Raw genomic sequence first — 25,577 nt, 5'->3', positions numbered from 1 at the left:
GGGTGTGTACGCGAGCCTTGCGCAGCAGACTGTGCGGCTGCAGGGCACGCGGAATGGAAACGGGCCGGGCGAATGCCCGGCCCGATGCCGTACTAGGGGAGGAGGACCAGCGACAGCCAGCCGGCGAGGAGACCACCGACGATGGGGCCGGCGATCGGCACCCAGGCGTAGGACCAGTCGCTGCCGCCCTTGCCCTTGATGGGCAGGATGGCGTGCGCGATGCGCGGCATGATGTCGCGGGCCGGGTTGATCGCGTAGCCGGTCGGGCCACCGAGGGACGCTCCGATCGCGACCACGAGGAGCGCGACGGGCAGCGCGCCGAGCGCGGCGAGGCCGGCAGGCGTGTTGGTGTCGGGATCGCCCGCCTTGCCGAAGCCGATGACCACGAACACCAGGACGAACGTGCCGATGACCTCGGTGATGAAGTTCCAGGCGTAGCTGCGGATGGCGGGGCCGGTCGAGAAGACGCCCAGCTTGGCTCCCGGGTCCTCTTCCGCGTCGAAGTGGTCCTTGTAGGCGAGCCAGACGAGCACGGCGCCGATGAAGGCACCGAGCAGCTGACCGAGCAGGTAGATGATCACGGTCACGAACACGTTGCTGCCTGCAGCCGCGGTGATCTTGCCCGCGGCGAGCAGACCGAACGTGACCGCCGGGTTCAGATGCGCACCGGATGCGTAGGAGACCGTGACACCGGCGAAGACCGCGAGGCCCCAGCCGAAGTTGATCAGCAGCCAGCCGCCGCCGAAGCCCTTGTTGCCCTTCAGGATCACGTTGGCGACGACACCGCCACCGAGCAGAAGGAGCATCGCGGTGCCCACGGTCTCTGACAGGAAAATGGTTCCCAGATTGGTATCCACTCCGACCTTCCTCATTGAGTCGTTGGATGCTCGCGCATCCGGCCGCGCCCTTGCGACCGTCTCACAGACTAGACCCGTATCGGGGGACAGGAAGCCCCTTGTGGCCGGTGGGTTGGGGTGTGGCGGCGGTCGGGCGTAGGTTGTGCTCGGCGGGCGTTCCGACGCCCGCTCCCCGCGTGTGCCGGGGAGCAGCCCCGGCAGACGACACGTCCCGATTCCGAAGCTCAGGAGCCATCAATGAAGAAGCTCATCAACGATCCCCGCGCGGTGGTCGACGAGGCGGTCGCCGGCATCGCGGCCGCCCACAAGGGCCTGCTCGTCGTGCAGACCGATCCCACCTTCATCGCACGTGCGGACGCGCCCACGAAGGGCAAGGTCGGGCTGGTCTCCGGCGGTGGAAGCGGCCACGAGCCGCTGCACGGCGGCTTCGTCGGCTACGGGATGCTCGACGCCGCTGTCCCGGGTGCGGTCTTCACCTCGCCCACTCCGGATCCCATCCTCGCGGCGACGAAGGCCGTCGACGGGGGCGCCGGAGTGCTGCACATCGTCAAGAACTACACCGGAGACGTGCTCAACTTCGAGACGGCCGCCGACCTCGCCTCCGCCGAGGACATCGAGGTCCGATCGGTGATCGTCGACGATGACGTCGCCGTCAAGGACTCGCTGTACACCGCCGGTCGGCGCGGGGTCGCCGGCACCGTGCTGGTGGAGAAGATCGCCGGCGCAGCCGCCGAGCGGGGCGATTCGCTCGATGCCGTCGCCGCGATCGCGGAGAAGGTGAACGGGCAGGTGAGGTCGATGGGGATGGCGCTGACCGCGCCCATCGTGCCGCACGCCGGCGAGCCGAGCTTCGACATCGCGGAGGACGAGATCGAGATCGGGATCGGCATCCACGGCGAGCCCGGTCGGGTGCGGATCCCGCTCGAGCCCGCCGACGCCATCGTCGATCGCCTGCTCGACCCGATCCTCGAGGACCTGCCGTTCCAATCGGGGGACAAGGTGCTGCTCTTCGTGAACGGAATGGGCGGCACGCCGCTCGTCGAGCTGTACATCGCCTTCCGTCGCGCTGCCGAGGTGCTCGAGGGCAAGGGCATCGAGGTGACCCGCACCCTGGTGGGCAACTACGTGACCTCGCTCGAGATGCAGGGATTCTCCATCTCCGTGCTCAAGCTGGACGACGAGCTGACCGAGCTGTGGGATGCGCCGGTGCAGACCGCCGCGCTGCGCTGGGGGCGATGACCGGTGGCACTGGGCACCGGATGGGTCGTCGACTGGGTGCGCGCGAGCGCTGAGGTTGTGAAGGAGCACCGCACCGAGCTGGTCCGGCTCGATCGTGAGATCGGCGACGGCGACCACGGCGAGAACCTCGACAGGGGATTCTCCGCGGTGGTGGCCAAGCTCGACGGGATCGAGGCGGACGCCACTCCCGGTGCCGTGCTGAAGCTCGTCGCGACGACTTTGATCTCCACGGTGGGCGGCGCCTCGGGGCCGCTGCTCGGCACGGCCTACCTCAAGGGCGCGGGTGCAGCCGGAGCGGCCACTGAGCTGGATGCCGACGCCCTGGTCGCGGTGCTGACCGCCGCACGGGACGGCGTCGTTCTGCGCGGCAAGGCGGAGTCGGGCGACAAGACCATGGTCGATGCCTGGACCCCCGCCGTCGATGCCGCAGCGGCTGCCCGCGACGCGGGCGGCTCGGAGGCCGAGGTCCTCGCGGCGGCCGCGGATGCCGCCGAGGCGGGGGCTGCTGCCACCGAGCCGTGGGTCGCCCGCAAGGGCCGTGCCAGCTACCTCGGCGAGCGCGCCATCGGTCATCGCGATCCCGGCGCGCAGTCGTCCTCGCTGATCCTCCGGGCCGCGGCGGACACGGCCGCCGCGCAGACCGCGGCAGCCACGGAGGGCTGAGCATGGCCGTCGGCATCGTCTTCGTCTCGCACAGTCCGAAGATCGCCGAGGGGCTCGTCGATCTCGCATCTCAGATGGCATCGAGCGCCCGCCTGATCGCCGCGGGCGGCACCGACGAAGGCGGGATCGGCACGAGCTTCGACACCGTCTCGTCCGCCATCGAACGGGCCGATTCCGGGGACGGGGTCGTCGTGCTCTGCGACCTCGGATCCGCGATCCTCACGGCAGAGACCGCGCTCGACTTCCTCGACGACGAGCTGAAGGAGCGCGTCCGGATCGCGGATGCTCCACTGGTCGAGGGGGGTGTGGCCGCCGCGGTCGCCGCGGAGGGCGGAGCCGAGCTCGCGGACGTCCTGGCGGCAGCCGAGTCGGCGCGGGGGAGCGCGAGGGAGGAGTCCGCCGTCGTCGGGGCCGCACCGGTGGCTTCCGGCTCGGTCCCTGCGGAGCATCCCGAGCCGGGCGGTTCGCTCCCGGACGCTCCGGAGGACCTGGTCGGCGACACCGTGTGGCTGGTCAACCGCGAAGGCCTGCACGCCCGGCCCGCCGCCGAGTTCGTCAAGCTCGCGGGCCGCTTCGATGCCGTGGTGACCGTGAACGGCGTCGACGCGAAGAGCCTGCTGCGCATCATGGCGCTCGGCCTCACCGAGGGCGACGCCGTCACGCTGTCCGCCACCGGCCCTCAGGCGTCGGACGCGGTCGCGGCGCTCGGAGATCTGGTCCGCTCGGGGTTCGGCGAGCTCTGACCCGCCGCCCCGGCGTCGCACTCGAAGACGCACGGGCACGTGATCTTCTCCGTGCCCGTGCGTCGTCGATGTGCCGTGCGGATCCCGCGGCTCGCTAGACGCTGGCCTTCTCCGCGGCGCGGAGGTCCTTCCGCAGGATCTTGCCCGAGGTCGACTTGGGGATCGCGTCGATGAAGGCCACCCGGCGCACCTTCTCGTGCGGCGCGACCCGCTCGGCGACGTAGGCGATGACATCGGTGTCGTCGAGGCTCTGCCCCGCCTGCAGCACGACGAACGCCTTGGGGATCTCCTGGCCGTCCTCGTCGAGGGCCCCGATGACCGCGGCGTCCGCGATCTTCGGGTGGGTGAGCAGCACCGCCTCGAGCACGGCGGGAGCCACCTGGTAGCCCTTGTACTTGATGAGCTCCTTGAGTCGATCGACGATGGTGTAGACGCCGTCCGCGTCGACGGTCGCGATGTCGCCGGTGTGCAGCCAGCCGTCCGTATCGAGGGTCGACGCGGTGGCCTCGTCGTTCCCGAGATAGCCCTTCATCACCTGCGGGCCGCGGATCTGGATCTCGCCGGGCAGGCTCAGCCCCGACTCCGGTGTCGGGATCACGGCCCCGGACTCGGGATCCATGAGCCGGCATTCGGTGTTGGGCAGCGGGATGCCGATGCTCTTGCGATCGATGTCCGCGCGATCGACCGGGACCGTATGGGTGACCGGGCTGGCCTCGGTCATCCCGTAGCCCTGGGTGACGACGCAGTCAAGTCGAGCGGCGACCGCGTTGGACAGCGCGCCGTCCAGCGGGGCCGCGCCCGAGAACACGACCTCGACCGAGGACAGGTCGTACTCGTCGACGAGTGGGTGCTTGGCGAGCGCGACCGCGATCGGTGGAGCGATGAAGAGCCAGCTCGTGCGGTACTCGCTGATGATCCGCAGGAACTCGGTCAGGTCGAAGCGGGGCATCGTGACGAGGGCGCTGCGCCCGGCGAGCGCGTAGTTGAGCAGCACGGTCATCCCGTAGATGTGGAAGAACGGCAGCACGGCGAGCACGCGGTCGTCGGCGCCGAGCCCGATCGCCTCGCGGCACTGGGCCACGTTCGAGACGAGGTTGCGGTGGGTGAGCATGACGCCCTTGGGGCGGCCGGTGGTGCCCGACGAGTAGGGCAGGACGGCGATGTGCTCCGCGGGATCGAACTGCACGTCCGGTGCCGGTTCGCCCTCGGACAGGAGGTCTCGGAGCGAGGGGTGGCCATCGGCACCGTCGAGGACGATGAGGTGGTCGGCGGCGAAGCCGAGACGATCGGCGGCGGCTGCGGCGTGGGGGAGCAGGGGCGAGACGGTGAACAGCCACGTCGCGCTGGCGTCGGTCAGCTGCGCGACGATCTCGTCGGCGGTGTACAGCGAGTTGATCGTCGTCGCGGTCGCCCCCGAGCGGAGGATCCCATGGAAGACGGTGGCGAAGGCGGGCACGTTCGGGCAGAGCACCGCGACGACATCGCCGACTCCGACCCCGCGTGCGGCGAGGGCGCCGGCCAGAGCGTTCACCTGGCCCACCAGCTGTCCGTAGGTGGTCTCCGCGCCGCTCGTCCCGTCGATCAGGGCGATCCGGCCGAGGTCGCTCTCATCGAGCGATCCGAAGAGGTAGTCGTAGACGCTGCTCGTCGGGATCTCGATCGCGGGCGTGGTGGTGGATGCCATCGGCTATCTCCTTCGATAGGCGCCCGTCGGATCGGCGCACCTCCCATGATGCCCCTCGCCACGGGCGAAAGAGGAACCGGTGGCCGCACGATTGCTGACAATCGACGCCGACTCAGCTTCGGCCGCAGGTCGTGCAGCGGGCGTGCAGCTGTTCGACGCGACATCGCGCACCGATGTTCGTGACCGGGCGGATCGTGCCGGCTAGTAGCCGATCCAGACGAACGGGATGAAGGCGGTGGCGATCGCGGTGACGAGGAAGATGGACATCCCGATGGCGATCAGGATCCACTGGGTGAGGGGTCGGCGCACGACCGCCGCGACGCCGAGCAGGAAAAGGGTGATCGCCATGAGTGCGGTGTAGAAGCCGAGCTGGTCGCCCTTGTCGCCGATGCCGTCGCCCTCCTTCCTCAGCTGCTCGGCCTCGTCGGACGCCGTGCCGTAGGTGCCGAACAGGGCCTCGCCGTACGCCTCGTCGGCCTGCGGGTCGTGCCAGAAGTCCGGCTCCGACGCGTCGAGTGCGGTCGCGGAGGTGATGGCGGCGTCGAGATCCTCGGAGACGCCGATGAAGTACAGCTGGTCGTACTGGGCGGCGGCATCCGAGGCGGTGACCGGATCCGCGCTCTGCTTGAGGACGTCGAGATCCGACAGTCGCAGGATGGTCTGGGTGTCCTGCACGTACTGCTGATTGCCCTCGAGGTAGAGCGACTCGGCCTCGGTGCCCTTCGCCTCGCTGCGGGAGATGCGGTCGTCGCTGGCTCCGCCGTAGAGGCCGGACTGGAAGGAGGTGTAGGCGGTGGCCACCGACACGATGCCGAGCAGGATCACGGTCACGAGCTCGACGTTGTCGAAGAGGCCACGACGCCGGGTCGCAGGTGCGGTCTGGGCCGCGGGGGAGGGGGCGAGCGGGAGCGGCAGCGGGTTGGTCTCGGGCGTGGGGGTGTTCGGAATGGACATGTGTCGTGGTCCTGTTGCTCGTCGGGAGGGCCTCGGAGGCGAGGGCCGCCCGAAGCGTATCGACGGACGGAGCCGCTGCCAGGCGGGTTCGATCCGGCGTGTCGCCGGACCTGAGCGTGAGGGCTCGGCGCCGCGCCGCCCGACCGCGGGGCAGCTCAGCCGCGGAGGAACCACTCCCGCAGCAGAGGGCTGATGGCCGTGGTCGCCACGTTGTGCATCTGGCCGGGCAGCTCGCGGAACTCGGCGTTCGGGACGGCGTCCGCGACGGCCAGCACGGCGGCGCGCATGTTCGGCTTCGCGCGGCCGCCGAGTGCGACGAGGGTCGGTTGGCCGATCGCTGCCAGGCGTTCAGCGGGGGCCACAAAGCCGTCCATGATGCGTGCGTCGTAGGGGATGGTGTGCCCGACGGCCTGCATCTTCCGCCAGATCCTCCTGTTGAGCTTCATGATGAGCCCGACGAACGCCGGCGCTCCGACCATCTTGGTCAGGAAGTACGTGACCGCATCACCCGGCCGCCCCGCTTCGACCAGCGCAGTGGAGTTCGCCACGTGGTCCGGCTCCGCCTCTGCCTTTCCGGTGGCGACGTAGGGCGGCTCCCAGACGGCGAGCCGGCTGATCGGCGCACCCGCCATCGCCGCCTCGAGAGCGAGCGCTGCGCCGGAGGAGGACCCGAAGACGAGGGACGGGCCACCGGTGACGGCGATCATCGCCAGGAGATCCTCGATCTCCCGCTGCACGGCGTACGGAGCGGTGTCGCCGCTCTCCCCGCGGCCGCGGCGGTCGTAGGCGTAGACGGTGAATGCATCCGAGAGCGCGGCGGCCACCGGACGCATCGGGCCGAAGTCGCGCGTGCACATGGCGCCGTCGACGAGCACGATCGCGGGGCCGCTTCCGGTCCTCTCGTACGCGATGGTCGTGCCGTCTGCCGAGGTCGTGGTCAGGGTCTGCGGAATGGTGGTCGTGTCGGTCATCGGAGGCTCTTTCGACGAGTGTGCGGGTCGGAGGGTGCAGGTCAGGGGAGTGAGGGGAGTGCGAGGTCGAGCTTCTCGAATGACTCGACCCAGCCGTCCTCGGTGAGGCGCTTGGCGGTCGGGTCGAACGGGCCCTGCCTCAGGGTGATCCGCGTGCGGTCCCCGTGGTCGTGGAACTGGATGCGCAGGCTGATCCGCTCCAGGACTCCGATGCCGGTGTCGGCGTGGATGGTCATCGCCAGCGCCTCGGGCGGGTCGTACTCGGTCAGCACTCCGTGGAATGCGTGCGCCCCGTCGGCATCGGCCATCGAGAGCTCGTAGCGGCCGCCGACCCGCGGCTCGACGGCCACGGAGTCGAAGGGCACGCTCACCCCGTGCGGCCCGAACCAGCGGGCGAGCAGGGCGGGCTCGCTGAAGAAGCGGAAGACCACCTCGCGCGGGGCGTCGAACGCCCGGCTGAGGAAGACCTCCCGGTCGGAGTGGTCGCCGGGGACGGAATCAGGGACGGAAGAGGGGTCGACGATGTTCATGGGTTCCTCGGATCGGCGGAGTCCGGTACGGCTCCAGCTGCGGTGCTCGAGTCGGACTCGGGTGCGGTGGGGGAGACGGATGCAGATGCGTCCGTCTGGAATGCGCGGAGTGCCTCGTCGAGGCGGTCGAAGCGGTCGGTCCAGAACCGTCGATAGCGGTCGACCCATTCGCTGGCCTCTCGAAGGCGATCCGCCTCGAGCCGGCTCATCCGCATGGTCGCGGACCGGCTGCGGGAGATGAGCCCCGCGCGCTCGAGCACCTGCAGGTGCTTGGAGATGGCCGGCTGGCTCATCGCGAACGGTGCGCCGAGCTCGGCGACGCTGGCCTCGCCCTGAGCGAGGCGCTGCAGGATGGCGCGTCGGGTCGGGTCGGCGAGGGCGCCGAAGACCTCGCTGAGGACGTCCTCTCGCGTATCCATAACCGAATAGTTATGTATGCGGGGAGCGATGTCAAGGCGCGCATGGCCGGGTGTCCCGAGCGCACCGGAGTCGGTCTCCGCCACAATCGGAGCGGTGAGCCTGATTCCCGACGCCCCCAAGCCCGTCATGGTCATGACACCCGACGGCATCTCGATCGCGACCTACGACTTCGGTGCCGGGAACATCGGCACGGGCGACTCCGGAGAGGGCGAGACGGGGGAGGAGCTTGGTGCGGACGCGCCGACCGTGCTCGCCGTGCACGGCTTCGCCTCCTCGGCGCTCGGCAACTTCCATGCCACGGGATGGGTGCGCGAGCTGCGCCGGGCCGGATACCGGGTGATCGCGATGGATCAGCGCGGCCACGGCTCGAGCAGCAAGCCGCGTGAGCCGACCGCCTACACGATGGAGGCGCTCGTCACCGACGTCCGGGTGGTGATGGACACCTATCTGCTCGACGACATCTCCTTCGTCGGCTATTCACTGGGTGCCCGGGTGGGCTGGCATGCGGCGCTGGCCTATCCCGTGGAGATCACCCGCGCGGTGCTGGGCGGCATCCCGGACGGCGATCCGCTGACCCGGTTCCGGGTCGACGAGGCGAAGGAGTTCCTCGCGACGGGGGTTCCCGTGCAGGACCGGCTCACTCAGGCGTACCTCACCATGGCCGGCCAGCTCGACAACGACCTCGTGGCCCTCGTCGCCCTGGTCGAGGGCATGCGCGGGGGAGCTCAGCCCGATCGTGCCAATCCGCCGGCGCAGCCGATCCTGTTCGCAGCAGGAAGCGAGGACGGCATCCTCGAGGCCTCACGGTCGCTCGCCGCCGCCACGCCCAGGGGCGAGTTCTTCCTGATCCCGGGCCGCAATCACTTCAATGCGCCGACCTCGCGGCACTTCCGCGATGCGGCGCTGGCCTTCCTCGAGGCGGACGAGCGGTAGGGCGATCGCAGGCCGCGCTCGTCGGTTTCGAGGCGTCGGGTCAGCCGGGGACGGGGATGGCGAGCAGCTGTGCGCGACGGGCGATGAGATCGCGAGCGTGCGCGTCGAGTCGGCGGTCCTCATCGGTCTCGAGCCGCATCGCCGGCACCGGAGCCGCCCTCCCGTCGACGCCGGGGATCACGAACACCGTCATGCACTGCGTGGTCAGCCGGCGCTCGCCGTCGATGAGGCTGCCCGCCCGGACGCGGACGCTGAGATGCATGCTGTGCGCACCGGTGTGGATGAGCCGGGCCTCCACCTCGACCAGGTCGCCGATGTGAACCGGGCTGTAGAAGTGGATGCCGCCGGAGTAGACCGCCACGGCATCGCGCCCCGCCCATGATGTGGCGCAGGCGAAGGCGGCCTCGTCGATCCAGCGCATGACGATCCCGCCGTGCGCATTGCCTCCCCAGTTGACGTCGGACGGTGCGGCGAGGAAGCGGAACAGCGAGCGCGGCCCCGTGCCCGCCTCGGTGTAGTCCTGCGCCTGCATCTCCTCGTGGATCGCTCGTCGAGCCTCGATGCGCTGGACCGCTCCACGGCTGAGGAGCTCGTCGTCGTCGTCGTGGGGGCTCCAGGGCGGCACCGCTCGCGAGGAGCCCGCGTCATCGACAGCCACGAACACCAGCAGGCAGTCCGTCGCGGCCGTGAACGAGCCGTCTCGGGCGTCGGCCGCGAGCACGGTCACCAGCACCTGCATGCTGCTGCGGCCGGTGTGGATGATCCGTGCGCGCGCCTCGATCAACTCGCCGGGCGCGATCGGGCGGGTGAAGTGCACGTTGCCGACGTAGGCCGTGACGCAGTACGAGGCGCTCCAGGAGACGGCGCAGGCGTAGCCGGCCTTGTCGATCCATTCGAGCACCCGGCCCGCCTGGACGGTGCGGCCGTCGGCGCCCGCATCGGTCGGAGCGGCCAGGAAGCGCAGAGTGATGCGGTCTTTCACGTCTCCACTGTGCAGGCGCGGAGCGGTCGGATTCCCGACAGCACGACGGCAAGAACGCCGGATCTTCGCGAGCGGCGAAGATTCAGCGGCGCGGAGCGGTGATCAGCTGGCGCGGCGCCGGGCCAGCGCGTCGCGCTCGGCCTTCAGCGAGATCGCGACCGGGGTGTCGAGACGCGGGTCGCGGATGTCGAGGAACGGGCTGTCGACGCCCGTCTTGGAGTAGACGAGCCCGGCGTATGAGTTCGCGGCGGAGCGCACGCGAGCGGAGGCCTTGTCGATGCGACCCTTGCTGACCTTCTTCTTGCCCGCGACCTTGGCGTGTGCGGTCAGCGCCTTCTTCAGCTCGGAGGCGGCCCGGTCGATCTTCTTGCTCATGGCTTCATTCTTGCGCATCGAGCCTTTCTCAGCTCCCCCCGGTTCGGGCCAGAGCGACACCTCGCCATTGCTCGGCCCGCGCCCGGCCGTTCGCTGGGCAGATGCTCCGTAGGCTCACGGGATGGCGCAGACCGTGCAGAAGTTCCTCGACGCGATGGCGCATCCTCGGCGGGCCGAGATTGATGCGCTTCGGGCGGCCATCCAGGGCGCCGCCGACGCGTCGGGATCGGTCTGGCCCGAGTCGGTGAAGTGGAACGCTCCGAGTTTCGCGACGGCCGGGGGAGAGCACTTCGTGACCTTCCGCATCCGTCCCGGATCCATCGTCCAGCTCATCCTGCACACGGGTGCGGCGAAGCGGACGGATCCGCTGCGGATCACCGTCGAGGATCCGCGGGCGCTGCTGACCTGGCTGGACGCGGATCGCGCCACCATCGCCTTCGCGAACGCGGACGAGACCGATGGCGCTCTGTCCGAGGTCGGCCGGATCGCCGGCGCGTGGGCCGCACAGCTCGGGCCGAGCGCGGCCGGATAGCCTGCCGCGGTGTCCCGAAAGTCAGCCTCCGCCGCCGTCGCCTCTCCGGTGATCGAGGACAAGACGTGCGCCTCCTGCGGGCGCCGGATCGAGTGGCGCAAGAAGTGGGAGCGGGACTGGGACTCCGTCCGCTACTGCAGCGCCGGATGTCGCCGACGCGGAGTCAGCGATCAGGACGACCGCCTCGAGCGGGCGATCCTCGACCTGCTCGCGGCCCGTGCGGCGACGGCCACCATCTGCCCGTCCGAGGTCGCCCGCGCCGAGGCGGGCAATGAGGATTCCGACGCATGGCGCGCCCTGATGGAGCCCGTCCGTCGCGCCGCTCGCCGACTGGTGGACCGCGGTGAGGTGGAGATCACCCAGCGCGGCTCCGTCGTCGACCCGTCCACTGCCAAGGGGCCGATGCGGATCCGCCGCAAGCGGCGCTGACCCTCACGCGGCGCTGCGGAGACGGCGGACTGCGGCGGACATATCGCGGTGCTGCGGACACAGCGGGCTGCTGCGGACAGAACGCGGACGGGCGCCGGCGCGTTTCGTCCGCAGCACCGCGTCACGGTGCCGAAGCGCGTCAGATCGAGCCGACCGACCGGACCGTTCTCCTCCAGTCGTCGAATGCGACGGTGCCGAGCACGGCGTCGGCCGCCGGAAGCAGGCTGCCGTCGCGCAGCGATCTGCCGAATCGACCCGGGAGGGCAACGGGGACCACCACCGCCGGTCGGCCGATCGCGGACAGATAGCGGCGCACCATGTCGGGCATCCGTTCGACCCTCGGCCCGGCGAAGTCCGGCGCGAGACCTCGTGGAGGTCCGGCGGCCAGGGAAGCGAGCGCGGCCGCGACCTCGGATGCCGCCACGGGCTGGGCGAGCATCGTCGGTACGGCCACGAGCGGCCCGAAGCTCATCCGGCCCACCATCTGCTGGGCGAACTCGTGGAACTGCGTCGTCCGCAGGATCGACCAGCCGACTCCGGACGAGGGATACGAGGAGGAGACCAGATCCTCCTGGACCCTCTTGCCCCGGTAGTAGCCGGCGTCGATCTGCCTCGCACCCACGATCGAGAGGGCGACGTGGTGGCGAACGCCGGACGAGCGCTCCGCCGCGAGCAGGTGATCCGTGGCCGCACGGAACCGTCGCATGCTCTCGACAGCGGAACTGGTCGCCGGACCGTAGGCGTCGATGACGGCATCGACTCCAGCCAGGGCCTTCTCCAGCCCGGCGCCGGATTCGATATCGACTCCGCGGGCCCGGCTGAGGACCACTGGTTCGTCGCCCTGAGCGCGAACCGCTGACACGATGTGCCGGCCGACCGTACCGGTCCCACCCGCGATGGCGATTCTCATCGCACGGGCCCTGTCGCCCCGCGCGCGGGGAACCCGCTTTCAGCCGTGGGTGGGCGCTCCGACTCGCGTCGCGGCGGGATCATCAGCAGGATTCCGAGCGCGAGGCTGATCCCGAGACTGAGCAGTGTGGCGATGCGATCCGTCGTGCCACCCTCGGGATGCAGGGCGTGGTAGCCGAAATGCAGGCAGCCGAACACGGTCCACCCGAGTCCCACCAGCCTGCCTGCGGCAGCCATGCGAGCGAAGAAGGCCGCGACGGTCAAGGTTCCGAGCGCCACGTACATCGCGCCGACATCACGGATCAGATGCTCGTTGAAGGGACCATCGATCGAGATCCAGGTGAAGCCGAAGCCCGGGAAGGATTCGTAGAAGCCCCTGGGGGCCACGGTGGCCCAGACGCCGACGTACGCGGCGAGGAGTGCGGTCGCGCCCAGTACACCACGACGCGCGGTGGTGTTGGGCCGGGCTGACGGGTGCGGCGAAGCATCCGGTGGGATTGCGGACGCGGGATCTGATGACTGGTGCATGCTTCTCAGACGACGCTGCTCGCCAGGATGTGAGGCGGCGCCTCACATCCGCGGGTACTGTCTCGTCGAATCGGTATGAACGGAGCAGGAGCGAAGGGCATGACCGGTCAGGATGTCGGGGACGCCATGGATGAAGCGGTCGTGCGCGAGCGTCGGCATCTGATGAGCCTCTGCTTTCGGATGCTCGGCACGATCGCCGAAGCGGAAGACGCCGTGCAGGAGACCTACAGCCGCTGGTATCGGATGAGCGCGCTCGAGCGCGACGTCATAGAGATTCCTCAGGCGTGGCTCACCCGGGTCGCCGGTCGCATCTGCCTCGACGTGCTCCAGTCGGCGCGCAGTCGGCGCGAGCGTTACGTCGGAGAGTGGCTGCCGGAGCCGCTGCCCGCGGCGACCTTCGGCGCTGCCCGCGCCGGCGCGACCGATCCGCTCGACCGGGTCAGCCTCGACGAGTCGGTGAGCACTGCACTTCTCCTCGTGCTCGAGTCGATGACACCGGCGGAGCGAGTCGCTTTCGTGCTGCACGACGTCTTCGCTCTGCCCTTCGACGAGATCGCGGAGATAGTGGGCCGGTCGCCTGCCGCCACGAGGCAGCTTGCGACCTCCGCTCGGCGGAGGATCAGCGGCGACCGGGCCCGGGAGGCGACCCGGAGCGAGCACGATGATGTGGTGCGTGCCTTCGCGATCGCCTGTCAGACGGGCGACATGGCAGCGCTGATCGCCGTGCTCGATCCTCGCGTCGCCGTTCGCTCAGATGGAGGCGGACGGGTCTCCGCCGCGCGTCGGCCGGTGCACGGGGCCGACGCCGTAGCGCGCTTTCTGTTCGGCATCCTCACGAAGCGACCCGGGATGCGCGTCAGCGAGCAGCAGACCGGGGACGGTCTCGCCTTCGCCATGTGGGAGGAGGGGCGGATCGTGGGAGTGGTCAACCTCGGAGTCCTCCACGGGGTGGTCTCGGAGGTGTGGATCATGCTGAACCCGGACAAGCTCACGATGTGGAGCGAGCTCAGCGATCCGTTCTTCGGCGCGAGTCCCACCTCTTGATGCGGCGGGCCGCCCGGTGGCAGGGTCGGAGGATGCCCATCGAAGTGCGCCCCGCCACGTCCTTCGCCGACGTCCGCACAATGGTGGGACCGAAGCGGCCGGACGCGGATGTCTGCTGGTGCCTCAGCTACCGGCTGAGTCCGAAGGAGAACACCGCTCTGCACCGGGAGCAGCGTGGCGCGCTGGTCGAGCGACTCGTGCGGCAGAGCGTTCCGCCCGGCGTGCTCGCCTACGACGGGGACGAGGTGGTCGGCTGGGCCGGGGTCCACCGCAGAGCCGACACCAGCTTCGCCACCAACCGGAGGATCCCGCACCTCGACGAGCTGGACGTCTGGTCGGTCTGGTGCATCAGGGTCCGGCCGGGACACCGCGGGACGGGCATCTCGCACCGCCTGCTCGACGGTGCCGTCGAGTTCGCGCGGAACCATCACGCTCCCGCCATCGAGGGCTATCCACTCGACAACAGGGGCGCCAAGGTCGATCTGACGATGGCCTACGTCGGCACGAAGAAGCTGTTCGAGGACGCCGGATTCGTCGAGGCAGCGTCCACGAACTCCGTGCTCAACGGCTTCCCGCGGATCGTGATGCGGAAGAGCCTGATGCGGATGGACCTGTCCTGAGCTCGTGACGCCGCCCCGAGCTAGCCGGCGGCGCGCCTGATGAGCTCGCCGATCAGCTTCTCGTCGTCCACGCTGAGCTCCGTCAGCGCGAAGGAGGTGGCCCACATGCTTCCCTCATCGAGACGGGCATCCTGCTGGAAGCCGAGTGTCGAGTAGCGGGTCGAGAACTTCGAGGCGCCCTGGAAGAAGACGATCACCTTGCCGTCCTTCGTCCAGGCGGGCTGTCCGTACCACGTCTTCGGCTGCAGCTCGGGGGCGACCTCGTTGACGATCTCGTGGATGCGCTCGCCGATCCTGCGCTCGGCTTCCGGCATCTCGGCGAGCTTCTCCCGGAGATCGGTCAGGCCGTCGACCTTGCCCTTCGAGCTGCGCGTCCTGCGCAGCTCCTTCGCCCGCTCCTTCATGGCGGCGCGCTCTTCGTCGGTGAAGGTGTCGGGTTCGTTGCTCATGCGGTTCTCCAGAGAGGGGAGCGGGCCGGGCAGGTCCGGTCGTCGAGCACAATGCTAGAGAGCGCCTGCACCGATCGCTTCTCCGTCTCGGATGGATCGTCGTTCGCCCGCTGTGTTCGCCCGATCCTTCGCTCACTCCGATCACCGCCGCCCGTCGTGGGCCTCATCGCTGTCCAGGAATCCACCAGATGACCTCGTCCCGCCGCATGGCGCTCGCCGCACCTCAGCTCGACGCCGTGGAAGCCGCACGAGAGATCGCCTCCGTAGGCGGCAACGCCGTGGATGCAGCTGTGGCGGCGGCAGCCGTTCTCGCGGTCGTGTACCCGCACATGTGCAGCGCGGGCGGCGACATGATCGCCCTCGTGCGCACGCCGGACGGCGAGGAGATCGTCGTCAACGCGTCGGGCGCCTACGGTTCGGCGCGGGATGTCGATGAGCTGTTCGCCGATGCGGCCGCCATGCCGATCGTGGGGGAGCGCACCGTCTCCGTTCCGGGTGCGGTGTCGGGCTGGGCAGCGCTGCTCGAACGGTGGGGGAGTCTGCCGCCGGCTCAGGTCCTCGCACCCGCCATCCGACTGGCGAGCGAGGGGATGCTCGTCGCGCCGGGCCTGGCCGATGCGCTGGAGGAGGACGCGGAGGCGCTCGCGGCGGACCCGGGGATCCGATCCGTCTTCTTCCCCGGCGGTCGGCCCGCACCTGTCGGCGCGCTCGTCCGCCAGCCCGAGCTCGCCCGAACGCTGCACGGACTGGCCACCGACGGTCTGGAATCGTTCTACGCGGGGCCGACGGCGCTCCGACTGGTCGACGGTCTCTCCGCGCTCGGCGTGCCGATCCGCGCCGAGGACCTTCTCGCGCATCGAGTCAGCCTCGAGGAGCCGCTGCGGGGGACCTTCGGACCGTTCACCGTCTCGACGGCGGGACCCAACTCGCAGGGCTTCTCGCTGCTGCGCACTCTCGGCGCACTCGAGGCGATCGGCCATGCGCGCGCGGATGTGGAGGCGGACGTGCTCGCCGAGCTGCTGCTCAGCGCAGACCGTCTGCGCGACGCCGAGCTCGCCGATCCGCACGTCGTCCCAGTGGACGTCGCGGGGATGCTCGACTCGCGGGCCCTGCGTGCGGCGGGGGAGTCGGCGATCGCTGCGGCCAGGGGAGGGGAGCGGCGGGACTCGATCGCGACCGCGCGGCCGGCAGGCGACACCGTCGCCGTCTGCGCCGTCGACGCGGAGGGACTCACCGTCTCGCTCATCCAGTCGGTCTTCCACTCCTTCGGAGCTCAGCTGCTCGAGCCGTCGACGGGGCTGGTGCTGCACAACCGGGCGGCGTTCTTCAGCCTGGACCCGTCCTCCCCGAATCGCGTCGCCGTCGGCAAGCGACCCGCGCACACCCTCATGCCGGTCCTCGTGACGCACTCCGACGGGACGATCGCCGCGCACGGGACCATGGGCGGCAAGGCGCAGGCGCAGATCCACGCCCAGCTGATCCTTCGTGTGCTCGAGGGGGCGACGCCTCTCGGCGCGGTGACTGCACCGCGGTTCGTCGTCGGCGGGATGGATGCGGGCAGCTCGGACGACCGTGTCTTCGCCGAGGCCGACCTGGAGCCCGAGCGCCTCGAGCTGCTGCGACGCGGTTCGATGGCCCTGGTCGTGGGGGAGCGCGGCGATGCGAGCGCCGGGCACTCGATGATCGCGCGGCGGACTCCCGGTGGCGTGCTCTCGGCCGGTGCCGATCCCCGCAGCGACGGGGGAGTGCTGCTCCTGTAGCGCGCTGTCGGAGGCAGTGACGATACTCGGGAGCACCCACCGACTCGAGAGAGGTCGCGCCATGTCCGGCATCGTCACCCCCGTCGACCCGCCCGAGCTGTTCCGCAGCCCGGCCTTCGCCCAGGGCATGATCGCTCCGCCAGGATCGCTGGTGTTCGTGGGTGGTCAGAACGGCACGAACGCCGAAGGCGAGCTGGCCGACGGACTCGGCCCGCAGACCGAGCAGGCGCTGCGTAACGTGCTCGCCGTCCTCGCGGCGGCCGGCACCGGCCCCGAGAACGCGGTGAAGCTGACGATCTACCTCGATCCGGCCGTCGACCCGAACGCCGCCTATGCCGCGTCTGCCGCGGTCTGGCGGCACCGGAGCAGTGTCACCGTGCTCGCGGTGGCCCCGGCGAAGCCCGGTGCCCTGGTCGAGATCGAAGCCGTCGCCGCTATCCCGCAGCCCTGACGGATCGGCGCGAGCCTCTTCGTCGTGACGCGGGCCCGAAGCTAACGGCCCCCCGCGCCCTCGAGCTCGCCGTGGAACGGATAGTCGGTGTAGCCGAGCGCGCCATCCGCATAGATCGTCTCGGGGACCAGCGAGTTCTGGGCGAGCTCCTCACGCCAGCGCCGTGCGAGGTCGGGGTTGGCGATCGCGGCGCGACCGACGACCACGGCGTCGGCGAGCCCGTCGGCCATGATGCCGACCGCCTCGTCGCGGGTGGTGGCCTCGGCGAAGCCGGTGTTCACGAAGAACGGACCACCGAACCTGGTCCGCAGATCCTGCACGAGGGATCCCGCCGGATCGGGGTGCAGGATGCTCACGAAGGCCAGGCCGAGCGGGGCGAGAGCGTCCATCAGGGCCCCGTAGACGGCCTCGACATCGGCGCGGTCGTCTTCGATCAGGCTCTGGATGTTGCGTTCGGGGGAGATGCGGATGCCCACCCGGCCTGCGCCGAGCTCGGCCGCGACCGCTTCGGCCACCTCGACCACGAGGCGGATCCGGTTCTCCGGGCTTCCGCCGTAGGCGTCGGTGCGCACGTTGGAGGTGGCGCCGAGGAACTCGTGCAGGAGGTAGCCGTTGGCGGCATGCAGCTCCACGCCGTCGAAGCCTGCATCCACCGCCTTCCGTGAGCCGTCCACGAAGGCGCGGACGATGCCCGGCAGCTCGTCGGGCTCCAGAGCGTGGGGGACCGGATAGTCGACCTTGCCGGCCGCGGTGCGGGTCTGGCCGTCGATGGCCAGCGCGCTGGGCGCCTCGACGGGCAGCCCCGAGATGTCGCTGTGCGTGGCCCGGCCCGCGTGCATCACCTGGGCGACGATGAGGCCGCCGGCGGCGTGCACGGCATCGGTGACCTTCCGCCAGCCGGCGAGCTGGGCGTCGGTGACGAGACCCGGCTGTCCGAGGAAGCCCTTGCCCGCGGGCGACGGGAACGTGCCTTCGCTCACGATCAGTCCGAGCGATGCGCGCTGCGCGTAGTGCTCGACCATCACGTCGGTGGGAACGCCGTGCACGTCGGCGCGGGTCCGAGTGAGCGGCGCCATGACGATCCGGTTGGCGAGATCGAGGTCGCCGGCGCTGAGCGGGCTGAAGAGGTCGGGCATGGAAGATCCGTCCGTCGAGCTGGAGCTGGTGGTGAGGTGATCGACGACGTCATCGGCGCTCTGATGCCAAGGAGCAGGGCGTCCCGGATATTCCTGGGGACCGGACGCAGTGTCTCGCTGGGTCGGTTCTCAGCACTCGACCTGACATAATGTGCATTATCGGACATCGGATTAGGCCGAGACGAGCGGGGTTCAGGCCGTGAGCTGACATAACGGCCGCGCTGCCTCTGATGCGCTGCGCAGGTCACCGATACGGTGAGCCATGGATATCGACCCCAACAATCCGATCGTCGGCTTCGGCCTGGTCGGCATCATCGCGATCGTCGCTTACGTGCTGGTGCTCGCCGGCATCGTCCTGATCGTGATCCGGATCGCCTACGCGGTGATCTGGCGTGCTGTGCGGCGCGGGCTCACCGAGTTCTACCGACAGCCGCCGCCAGCGGCTCCGTACGTCGCGAATCCGCCGATCGTGCCGCCGGGCCGCAGCGAGTGATCCATGCGCGGGCGACCACAGCCGGTCTCTCAGCCGCCACAATGATCTCGTGATGGATTCGGGCGCGGTCGGCACGATCATCTGGATCGTCTCATTCGTCGTCGTGACCGTGGCGGTCACCGGCTTCAGCGGCAAGCTCGGCTGGTCGGCGCCGGTCAGCCTCGTCGCCATCGGCGCCGTGGTGTCGTTCATCCCCGGCGTCCCGCATATCGAGATCGAAGCAGACCTCATCCTCTACGGGCTGCTCCCTCCCCTGCTGTTCGCGGCCGCCATCCGCACCTCGCTCATCGACATCCGCGCACGCGGCGACAGCATCCTGCTGCTCTCGATCGGCCTCGTCGCCTTCACCTTCCTCACGGTCGGCCTCACCGTCTGGGCCGTCGTGCCCGGCATCACTCTGGCGGCCGGGCTCGCCTTCGGCGCCGTCATCGCGCCGACCGACGCCGTCGCCGTGATGGCGATCTCGGGACGCCTCCGACTCCCCCGGCGGCTCGTCACCATCCTCGAGGGCGAGAGCCTGCTCAACGACGCCGTCGCGCTCGTGGCACTCAATGCATCGATCGCCGCCATCGTCAGCGTCGTCAACCCCGGCACGGTCGCCATCGATCTCGTCATCGCCGTCGTCGTCGGCGCGGGCGTCGGACTGCTGGTCGGATGGCTGTTCTCGGAGATCCGCAGACGGCTGAACTCCGCAGTGCTCGATACCGGCCTCTCGCTCGTCCTGCCCTACATCGCCTTCATCCCCGCGCAGCTGCTGCACGGCTCAGGAGTGCTCGCGGTCGTCCTCGCCGGGCTCCTCCTCGGCTACCGCTCCCCCGCCATCCAGTCCGCCGAGGCCCGGATCGCCGAGGGCATCAACTGGCGCACGATCCGCTTCCTGCTCGAGAACGCCGTCTTCCTGCTGATCGGACTCAGCCTCGCCGGCATCGTCGAGGCCGCGGTGAAGATCGCGCCCGATCTCTGGCAGATGATCCTGATCAGCATCGTCGTGCTCCTCGCCGTGCTGCTCTCCCGGGTGATCTGGGTCGGCATCTCGACGAGCATCTACCGGTTCGGCCCCGCTCGACTGCGCGAGCGCTCGTGGGGCTGGAACAACGGCATTGCGGTCGCCGTGGCGGGCATGCGCGGCGTGGTCACCCTCGCCGCCGTCTTCCTGCTCCCGGACGAGACGCCCGGTCGGGCACTGCTGCAGCTGCTCGCCTTCGTCGTGATCGCAGGCACCCTGCTCGGCGGCCTGTTCCTCCCCCGCATCATCCGACTGCTCAAGCTGCCGGCTCCCAACGCGATGCAGGAGCAGACCCAGCGACGGCTGCTGGTCGCCGAGGCCCGGGAGGCAGGCCTCGAGCGGCTGGAGCAGGAGCCGACGGACGACGACGACGATGCGGTCATCGAGCGGCTCCGGCTGGACTCGGAGTTCATCCGGGAGTCGGTGGACCTCCCCGAGGAGGGCTCGATGGATCGCCTCGCCTCCTACGCGCGACTGCGCCGATCGATGATCTCGGCGGAGCGGGAAGCGGTGCGGATCGCTCGGGCGGAGGGGCGCTACGAGGAGTACGCCGTGCGGGCGGTGCTCGCCTCCATCGACGCGGAGGAGCTCGCCCTCAAGGTGTCCTCTCCCCCGTCGCCGCCGCGCGAGAAGCTCATCACCCGTCCGCCGGAAGAGGCGCCTAGCCGTCGATCCGGCTCGGCTCGGGCACCCCGGGCTTAGAGCCCGGCCCCGGGACCGCAGGAGACGGCGCGACGCCTCGGCGTCGAAGCGATTCTCGGGTGAGCAGCTGAGCGAACGGCGCCCAGACGATCAGCGCCACCGCCGCCCCCAGCACAAGGCCGCCGACCGTGTCGGTGAGCCAGTGCGCACCGAGGTAGTTCCGGCTCAGCAGCATGGCCGCCGTCCAGATGACACCCGCGACCCACACCCACCAGCGCCAGAAGACGATCCCCAGGACGACCGCGAGGGTCGCCGCGTTCGCTGTATGCCCGCTCGGGAATGAACCGAAGTCGGCGGTCACCAGGATCTGCTCCGGACGGGGCCGGTCGACCAGGTTTTTGATCAGCTGCACCAGCCCTGCACTGAGCACGACCGCGCTCACGAAGTAGAGCGCGCCCCAGCGGCGCTTCAGCAGCAGGAGCAGCACGATGAGGGCGATCGGGACCACGAAGACTCCGACGATGCCGCCGCCCATGAAGTCGAACGCATCCGCCACCGCCACGAAGAACGGCGTGCGGTGCTCGTAGAGCTCGTCCATCCACTCGGAGTCGATGGCATACGGCACGACCTGGAACTGGCGGATGGCGATCAGCACCCCGCCGAGGATGACGAGCGCCACGGCGAGCAGCCCACTGATCAGCGGCCAGCGGCGCTGCACCTCGTGAGCGGTCCGATCCTGTTTCCTGAGCTGATGATCGGACGTCGTCGGTTCGGTGCCCGTCGGTTCGGTGCTCGTCTGATCCGTCATCCCCCGATCCTAGGAGGCGCCCCCTCTCAGGGGCATGCGACCCGGCTCATCCACGCGAACTGCCCAGTTCTGCTGCCTGCACGGCGTCTCGAGCGGCAGAACTGGGCAGCTCGGACGAGACCGAGGATGCGCTCTGACGGTCAGCGGGCGGCGAGTCGGCCGCGGATGAGGTCGAGCAGCTCGTCGGGCTCGATCAGGTCGGGGGTGCGCTCCAGATCCTCGAGCGTCCACCAGCGGTATTCGAGCACGTCGACCCGTTCGTCCTCGGTCCAGCCCTCGCGGGACGGATCGAATGCCTGCACCCGCAGCTCGTACCACTCATCGTGGCCGACCTCGTAGACGTGCCAGCGCTGGTCGGCCTCGAAGTCCCGACTCCAGAACGGCGGCGTGATCGAGTCGAGGACCAGCCCCGTCTCCTCGTGCATCTCGCGGATGGCCGCCTGGTCGTGATCCTCGCCGGGATCGACACCGCCGCCAGGGGTGATCCAGCGGGGTGGCACGTCGTGGGACTTGCCGTACTGCAGGAACAGCAGGATCCGGTCCTGCTCGTCGAAGACGAGCACCCGCGACATGGAACGGCTGAGACGGGGCACGGTGCGGCCCGTCAGGCGATCGGCGCGAAGCTGGACAGGTCGCCGACGTATCGGGTGTTGTCGGCTGGCACCGGATCGACGGCGGCGAGCGCCACCTCGGCGGCGAACTCCGAGACGTTGTAGAGGCGGCCTGCGGCCTCCTTGCGAGCACCGATGGCACCGGGCCGAGCACGCTCGAGCAGGGTGGCCGTCACGGTGCCCTCGATCATGTCGCCGGAGACGACGGTGAAGCCGATGCCGCGGGCGGCGAGCTCGCCGATGCGGGACCGCAGCGCATCCTCGCCGGCACGCTTGCTGCGTGCGACCGTCTCGTATTCGGGCATGGTCGGGGTCGTCGCGATGAAGTGCGCCTGGTGGCTGGTGACGAAGACGACGCGCGAGCCCTCTCCGAGCAGCGGCAGCGCCGTCTCGAGCACGCTGAGCTGCGCATCGCGGTTGAGCTGCAGCGCGTAGTCCTCTGCGGCACCCGACTCCATGCCTCCCGAGGCATTGAGGACGAGGATGTCCAGTCCGCCCCACGCGGCCTCGATCCGGCCGAACATCTCCGCGACGGCCGCGCGATCGGTCAGATCGGTGCCGATCGCGAGGGCGGTGCCACCCGCCGCCTCGATCTCGGCTACGAGCTTGTTGGCGCGCGGGGCCTTCTGGCGGTAGTTGATGACGACCGACGCGCCTGCCTGGGAGAGGTACCGGGCGGTGTCCGCTCCGATGCCGCGCGACGATCCGGTGACCAGTGCGCGCTTGCCGGCGAGAGACCCCGGTGCGAGCGGACCCCCGCTCGTCGTCGAGTCGGATGCTGCGTGCTGGGTGTCGGAGTCGCTGGCCACGGGATCCGACCCTAGCAATCAGCGGCCGCCCGTCGACAACCCAATCCTCATGCTCCGCGGCTGCACGGAGGATCGCTCGATTCTCCGGCGCATTTCGGGCCCTGAACAGGCCAGACGCGGTAGATTCGTTGCATGATGCCCGATCTCGTGCAGTACATGTGGATCGTCTGGCTCGTCTTCATCGTGATCTGCGTGATCATCGAGGTGATCACCCTCGAGTTCACCTTCCTGATGATCGCCATCGGCAGCCTCGGCGGCCTCGGCACACAGCTCGCAGGTGGCCCGTGGTGGCTGCAGATCATCGTCGCCTTCCTCTTCGCCCTGCTGCTGCTCTTCGTCGTCCGGCCGATCCTGCTCCGCGCGACGCGGAAGGGCGCCGACCTGACCCCCACGAACCTCGACGCGCTGAGCGGGATGGCCGGCCGCGTGGTGATCGAGCTCGGCGAGCACGGAGGTCAGGTCAAGCTCGCGAACGGCGAGACCTGGACGGCCCTGCTCGTTCAGGGTCACGACGCGGTGCCCCTCCCGATCGGCGCACGGGTGACCGTGGCGTCCATCAGCGGATCCACGGCCCACGTCCTGCCCGTACCTGTGGCATCCGCTCCGCCGCCTGACCCGAGCGGCCCCGTCACCCCGGATGTCGTCGCTCCGACTGCTGCCGCTCCAAATCCCGTAAACCCGAACGAAAGCAGTGCGACCTCATGATCGACATGGGTGGATTCATCCTCCAGCTGTTCCTGATCGCCCTGGTGGTGGTCGTGGTGATCTTCGTGATCGTCACTCTCATCAGATCGCTGCGGATCATCCCTCAGGCCTATGCGGGCGTCGTGGAGCGCCTTGGGAAGTACCACAAGACCCTCAGCCCCGGCTTGAACCTCTTGGTGCCGTTCATCGACCGGGTCCGGCCGCTCGTCGACATGCGCGAGCAGGTCGTCTCGTTCCCGCCGCAGCCGGTGATCACCGAGGACAACCTCGTCGTCTCCATCGACACGGTCGTCTACTTCCAGGTCACCGACGCCCGCGCGGCCACCTATGAGATCGCCAACTACCTCGGCGCCGTCGAGCAGCTCACCACGACCACCCTGCGCAACGTGGTCGGCAGCCTCAACCTCGAGGAGGCGCTGACCAGCCGCGACAACATCAACATGCAGCTGCGCGTGGTGCTCGACGAGGCCACCGGCAAGTGGGGCGTCCGCGTCGGCCGGGTCGAACTGAAGGCGATCGAGCCGCCCCTCTCCATCCAGGACTCGATGGAGAAGCAGATGCGCGCCGAGCGCGACCGTCGCGCGCTCATCCTCACCGCCGAGGGCACCAAGCAGTCCGCGATCCTCACCGCGGAGGGTGCGCGCCAGGCGGCCATCCTCTCGGCCGAGGGCGACGCGCAGGCCCAGGTGCTGCGCGCTGAGGGCGAGGCCAAGGCCATCAAGACGGTCTTCGACGCCATCCACCTCGGCGACCCCGACAGCAAGCTGCTCGCCTACCAGTACCTCCAGATGCTGCCCAAGCTCGCGGAGAACCCGTCGAACAAGCTCTGGATCGTGCCGAGCGAGCTGACGGAGGCTCTGAAGGGCATCGGAAGCGCGTTCGGTGGCTCGCTGGCCAGCGCGGCCGAGAACGCGTCTTCGCCTGTCCCGCCCTACACCCCGCCCGCCGCCGCGGCAGCCCCTCCGGCGACGCGCACCACGCCGCGCAGCGCCGAGTAGGTCGGGAGTGCGGGCCGCGCGTCGCGCCGGCAGGCCGTGGTTCGCCGGAGCGCTCCCGCGGGTGATCGCACACCGGGGGCTCGCCCTCGAGCACCCCGAGAACTCGATCGACGCCTTCCGGGCGGCGCTCGATGCCGGCGCCACCCACCTCGAGACCGACGCGCACGCCACCCGCGACGGCATCGCGGTGCTCGCGCACGACCGTGATCTGTCCCGCGTGACGGGCGACCCGAGACGGGTGGGTGACCTCACACGCGCCGAACTGCGCGGAATCCCCCGTGGCGGCGATGGGATTTGTACCCTTTTCGACGCCCTGCAGACCTTTCCGTCTGCCCGGTTCAACCTCGACGTGAAGGACCCGCGCGCTGTCCCTGGCGTCATCGATGCGATCCGCCGAGCGGGCGCCGAGGAGCGGGTGCTGGTCGCCTCCTTCCGCACAGCTCGACGGCGGAAGGTCGCGCGTGCGCTCGGCAACGTGCCGACGTCCGCGTCCTCGGAGCAGATCGTCCCCGCCGTGCTCGGAGCGTCACTGCATCTTCGTCCGCTCACCCGGGTCGCTCTCCGAGGGGTGGATGCGGTGCAGATCCCCAGGTCAGTGCTGGGTTTGCCGACCACCAGCCCGACTGCCATCGCCGCGTTCCACCGCGCAGGCGTCGAGGTGCACGTCTGGACGATCAACGACCCGGCCGAGATAGACGAGCTGCTCGAGCTGGGCGTGGACGGCATCGTGAGCGACCGCTGCGACCTCGTATTCGAGGCTGTGAAGCGCTTCCGCTAGCCGCGCGCATGCCCCTCCGAGCGCACTGGGAAGGTTCTGGGAATAGATCGGGCGGGAAGAATGTCCCCCGATTCCGGGTTCACTATAGGGAGAGATTCGCGAAGGGAGCGACACCATGGCAGATCGCAGTTTGCGAGGCATGCGGCTCGGAAGCCAGAGCCTGCAGAGCGAGGAGGGCGTCGTCTTCTCACCCCGCATCGTCGCCCAGTACCGCAGCAATGACGGAACCACGTTCGAGGTGACCTTCTCCGAAGAGGCTGAGGTGCCCCAGAACTGGACTTCCCCCAAGAGCGGCAAGGAGGGCGTGCTGCTCGAGGCCGACGGCACCCCGGTCGAGCAGGAGAAGGTGGAGCCCAAGGCTGCGCGCACCCACTGGGACATGCTGCTCGAACGGCGCACCCGCCCCGAGCTCGAAGAGCTTCTCGAGGAGCGCCTGACCTACCTACGAGCCCGTCGGGGCAAGCAGCGGGCCGCTTCTTAGACCAGGCTGAACATCGAAGGGCCGTCGCGGAAACGCG

31 protein-coding genes are annotated in these 25,577 nt (G+C 69.6%); 16 read left to right on the top strand and 15 right to left on the bottom strand.

Features of this window, described 5'->3' with window-relative positions:
* Window positions 1–92: 92 nt before the first annotated feature.
* Window positions 93–872, bottom strand: coding sequence for an MIP/aquaporin family protein (locus E6C64_RS03565; RefSeq protein ID WP_136426211.1), 780 nt, complete (start codon window positions 870–872; stop codon window positions 93–95).
* Between the two features lie 222 nt (window positions 873–1,094).
* On the opposite strand from E6C64_RS03565, the gene dhaK reads away from it, so the two are divergent.
* The 3 genes from dhaK to dhaM are packed head-to-tail and all read left to right on the top strand — an operon-like array spanning window position 1,095 to window position 3,502.
* Entirely contained in the window at window positions 1,095–2,096 is a 1,002-nt protein-coding gene (gene dhaK / locus E6C64_RS03560; protein WP_136426210.1) for a dihydroxyacetone kinase subunit DhaK, read from the top strand.
* A 3-nt stretch (window positions 2,097–2,099) separates the two neighbouring features.
* Window positions 2,100–2,759, top strand: coding sequence for a dihydroxyacetone kinase subunit DhaL (gene dhaL / locus E6C64_RS03555; RefSeq protein ID WP_136426209.1), 660 nt, complete (start codon window positions 2,100–2,102; stop codon window positions 2,757–2,759).
* A gap of 2 nt (window positions 2,760–2,761) precedes the next feature.
* Complete coding sequence (dhaM, locus tag E6C64_RS03550; protein ID WP_136426208.1) at window positions 2,762–3,502, top strand: dihydroxyacetone kinase phosphoryl donor subunit DhaM; 741 nt, start codon at window positions 2,762–2,764, stop codon at window positions 3,500–3,502.
* A 94-nt stretch (window positions 3,503–3,596) separates the two neighbouring features.
* Here the strand turns inward: dhaM and E6C64_RS03545 are convergent, their stop codons facing one another.
* The 5 genes from E6C64_RS03545 to E6C64_RS03525 form a co-directional block, all read right to left on the bottom strand.
* Window positions 3,597–5,186, bottom strand: a complete 1,590-nt coding sequence (locus E6C64_RS03545) for an AMP-binding protein (protein ID WP_136426207.1) — start codon at window positions 5,184–5,186, stop codon at window positions 3,597–3,599.
* 201 nt (window positions 5,187–5,387) lie between these two features.
* On the bottom strand, window positions 5,388–6,140 hold the full coding sequence (locus E6C64_RS03540; RefSeq protein WP_136426206.1) for a hypothetical protein: 753 nt from the start codon (window positions 6,138–6,140) through the stop codon (window positions 5,388–5,390).
* Between the two features lie 155 nt (window positions 6,141–6,295).
* Window positions 6,296–7,111: an alpha/beta fold hydrolase gene (locus E6C64_RS03535; protein WP_136426205.1), complete on the bottom strand. Its 816-nt coding sequence runs from the start codon at window positions 7,109–7,111 to the stop codon at window positions 6,296–6,298.
* Window positions 7,112–7,152: 41 nt separating this feature from the next.
* Window positions 7,153–7,641: an SRPBCC family protein gene (locus tag E6C64_RS03530; RefSeq protein ID WP_158437727.1), complete on the bottom strand. Its 489-nt coding sequence runs from the start codon at window positions 7,639–7,641 to the stop codon at window positions 7,153–7,155.
* Complete coding sequence (locus E6C64_RS03525) at window positions 7,638–8,060, bottom strand: ArsR/SmtB family transcription factor (protein WP_136426203.1); 423 nt, start codon at window positions 8,058–8,060, stop codon at window positions 7,638–7,640. The genes E6C64_RS03530 and E6C64_RS03525 overlap by 4 nt, the downstream gene beginning before the upstream one ends.
* 94 nt (window positions 8,061–8,154) lie before the next feature.
* On the opposite strand from E6C64_RS03525, the gene E6C64_RS03520 reads away from it, so the two are divergent.
* Window positions 8,155–8,994, top strand: a complete 840-nt coding sequence (locus E6C64_RS03520; protein WP_233255435.1) for an alpha/beta fold hydrolase — start codon at window positions 8,155–8,157, stop codon at window positions 8,992–8,994.
* Between the two features lie 40 nt (window positions 8,995–9,034).
* On the opposite strand, the gene E6C64_RS03515 is transcribed toward E6C64_RS03520, so the two are convergent.
* A complete protein-coding gene (locus E6C64_RS03515) occupies window positions 9,035–9,976 on the bottom strand; it encodes an acyl-CoA thioesterase (protein WP_136426202.1) in 942 nt (313 codons plus the stop codon).
* A gap of 102 nt (window positions 9,977–10,078) precedes the next feature.
* Entirely contained in the window at window positions 10,079–10,351 is a 273-nt protein-coding gene (locus tag E6C64_RS03510) for a hypothetical protein (RefSeq protein WP_136426201.1), read from the bottom strand.
* A gap of 121 nt (window positions 10,352–10,472) precedes the next feature.
* Here E6C64_RS03510 and E6C64_RS03505 point away from each other — a divergent pair, with 121 nt between their 5' ends.
* A complete protein-coding gene (locus tag E6C64_RS03505) occupies window positions 10,473–10,883 on the top strand; it encodes a DUF1801 domain-containing protein (RefSeq protein ID WP_136426200.1) in 411 nt (136 codons plus the stop codon).
* Window positions 10,884–10,892: 9 nt separating this feature from the next.
* Complete coding sequence (locus E6C64_RS03500) at window positions 10,893–11,312, top strand: DUF2256 and DUF3253 domain-containing protein (protein WP_233255434.1); 420 nt, start codon at window positions 10,893–10,895, stop codon at window positions 11,310–11,312.
* A 139-nt stretch (window positions 11,313–11,451) separates the two neighbouring features.
* Here E6C64_RS03500 and E6C64_RS03495 read toward each other — a convergent pair whose 3' ends face one another.
* Both E6C64_RS03495 and E6C64_RS03490 read right to left on the bottom strand, forming a co-directional pair.
* Window positions 11,452–12,222, bottom strand: coding sequence for an SDR family oxidoreductase (locus E6C64_RS03495; RefSeq protein ID WP_136426199.1), 771 nt, complete (start codon window positions 12,220–12,222; stop codon window positions 11,452–11,454).
* Window positions 12,219–12,749 (bottom strand): hypothetical protein, encoded by a 531-nt coding sequence (locus tag E6C64_RS03490; protein ID WP_233255433.1) that lies wholly within the window; start codon window positions 12,747–12,749, stop codon window positions 12,219–12,221. Before E6C64_RS03490 ends, E6C64_RS03495 begins: the two co-directional genes overlap by 4 nt.
* Window positions 12,750–12,848: 99 nt before the next feature.
* Between E6C64_RS03490 and sigJ the strand changes: the two genes are divergently transcribed.
* Together sigJ and E6C64_RS03480 are read left to right on the top strand one after the other, a co-directional pair.
* Entirely contained in the window at window positions 12,849–13,793 is a 945-nt protein-coding gene (gene sigJ, locus E6C64_RS03485) for an RNA polymerase sigma factor SigJ (protein ID WP_233255432.1), read from the top strand.
* A gap of 32 nt (window positions 13,794–13,825) precedes the next feature.
* Window positions 13,826–14,413: a GNAT family N-acetyltransferase gene (locus E6C64_RS03480; protein ID WP_136426198.1), complete on the top strand. Its 588-nt coding sequence runs from the start codon at window positions 13,826–13,828 to the stop codon at window positions 14,411–14,413.
* 20 nt (window positions 14,414–14,433) lie between these two features.
* On the opposite strand, the gene E6C64_RS03475 is transcribed toward E6C64_RS03480, so the two are convergent.
* Window positions 14,434–14,862: an iron chaperone gene (locus tag E6C64_RS03475; protein ID WP_136426197.1), complete on the bottom strand. Its 429-nt coding sequence runs from the start codon at window positions 14,860–14,862 to the stop codon at window positions 14,434–14,436.
* A 188-nt stretch (window positions 14,863–15,050) separates the two neighbouring features.
* Here E6C64_RS03475 and E6C64_RS03470 point away from each other — a divergent pair, with 188 nt between their 5' ends.
* Together E6C64_RS03470 and E6C64_RS03465 are read left to right on the top strand one after the other, a co-directional pair.
* Window positions 15,051–16,622, top strand: coding sequence for a gamma-glutamyltransferase family protein (locus E6C64_RS03470; protein WP_136426196.1), 1,572 nt, complete (start codon window positions 15,051–15,053; stop codon window positions 16,620–16,622).
* Window positions 16,623–16,683: 61 nt separating this feature from the next.
* On the top strand, window positions 16,684–17,073 hold the full coding sequence (locus tag E6C64_RS03465; protein WP_136426195.1) for a RidA family protein: 390 nt from the start codon (window positions 16,684–16,686) through the stop codon (window positions 17,071–17,073).
* A 41-nt stretch (window positions 17,074–17,114) separates the two neighbouring features.
* Here the strand turns inward: E6C64_RS03465 and E6C64_RS03460 are convergent, their stop codons facing one another.
* Window positions 17,115–18,209, bottom strand: coding sequence for an alkene reductase (locus tag E6C64_RS03460; protein ID WP_136426194.1), 1,095 nt, complete (start codon window positions 18,207–18,209; stop codon window positions 17,115–17,117).
* 262 nt (window positions 18,210–18,471) lie between these two features.
* On the opposite strand from E6C64_RS03460, the gene E6C64_RS03455 reads away from it, so the two are divergent.
* Both E6C64_RS03455 and E6C64_RS03450 read left to right on the top strand, forming a co-directional pair.
* A complete protein-coding gene (locus E6C64_RS03455) occupies window positions 18,472–18,702 on the top strand; it encodes a hypothetical protein (protein ID WP_136426193.1) in 231 nt (76 codons plus the stop codon).
* A gap of 52 nt (window positions 18,703–18,754) precedes the next feature.
* Window positions 18,755–20,410: a cation:proton antiporter gene (locus E6C64_RS03450; RefSeq protein ID WP_136426402.1), complete on the top strand. Its 1,656-nt coding sequence runs from the start codon at window positions 18,755–18,757 to the stop codon at window positions 20,408–20,410.
* Here the strand turns inward: E6C64_RS03450 and E6C64_RS03445 are convergent.
* The 3 genes from E6C64_RS03445 to E6C64_RS03435 all read right to left on the bottom strand — a co-directional run bounded on the left by E6C64_RS03445 (window position 20,370) and on the right by E6C64_RS03435 (window position 22,578).
* Entirely contained in the window at window positions 20,370–21,158 is a 789-nt protein-coding gene (locus E6C64_RS03445) for a phosphatase PAP2 family protein (RefSeq protein WP_233255431.1), read from the bottom strand. The genes E6C64_RS03450 and E6C64_RS03445 overlap by 41 nt on opposite strands.
* A gap of 140 nt (window positions 21,159–21,298) precedes the next feature.
* On the bottom strand, window positions 21,299–21,751 hold the full coding sequence (locus tag E6C64_RS03440) for an NUDIX hydrolase (protein WP_233255430.1): 453 nt from the start codon (window positions 21,749–21,751) through the stop codon (window positions 21,299–21,301).
* 11 nt (window positions 21,752–21,762) lie between these two features.
* Window positions 21,763–22,578 (bottom strand): SDR family oxidoreductase, encoded by an 816-nt coding sequence (locus E6C64_RS03435; RefSeq protein ID WP_136426192.1) that lies wholly within the window; start codon window positions 22,576–22,578, stop codon window positions 21,763–21,765.
* 132 nt (window positions 22,579–22,710) lie between these two features.
* Here E6C64_RS03435 and E6C64_RS03430 point away from each other — a divergent pair, with 132 nt between their 5' ends.
* From E6C64_RS03430 to E6C64_RS03415, 4 genes are all read left to right on the top strand, one after another.
* Entirely contained in the window at window positions 22,711–23,283 is a 573-nt protein-coding gene (locus E6C64_RS03430) for an NfeD family protein (RefSeq protein WP_136426191.1), read from the top strand.
* Window positions 23,280–24,281, top strand: a complete 1,002-nt coding sequence (locus tag E6C64_RS03425; protein WP_136426190.1) for an SPFH domain-containing protein — start codon at window positions 23,280–23,282, stop codon at window positions 24,279–24,281. Before E6C64_RS03430 ends, E6C64_RS03425 begins: the two co-directional genes overlap by 4 nt.
* A gap of 61 nt (window positions 24,282–24,342) precedes the next feature.
* Complete coding sequence (locus tag E6C64_RS03420; RefSeq protein ID WP_233255429.1) at window positions 24,343–25,059, top strand: glycerophosphodiester phosphodiesterase family protein; 717 nt, start codon at window positions 24,343–24,345, stop codon at window positions 25,057–25,059.
* 115 nt (window positions 25,060–25,174) lie between these two features.
* Complete coding sequence (locus E6C64_RS03415) at window positions 25,175–25,540, top strand: RNA polymerase-binding protein RbpA (protein ID WP_136426188.1); 366 nt, start codon at window positions 25,175–25,177, stop codon at window positions 25,538–25,540.
* Window positions 25,541–25,577: the final 37 nt, after the last annotated feature.

Source organism: Naasia lichenicola (genome assembly GCF_004801885.1).
Classification (GTDB): domain Bacteria; phylum Actinomycetota; class Actinomycetes; order Actinomycetales; family Microbacteriaceae; genus Naasia; species Naasia lichenicola.
This window is presented reverse-complemented; position numbering and strand designations above follow the sequence as displayed.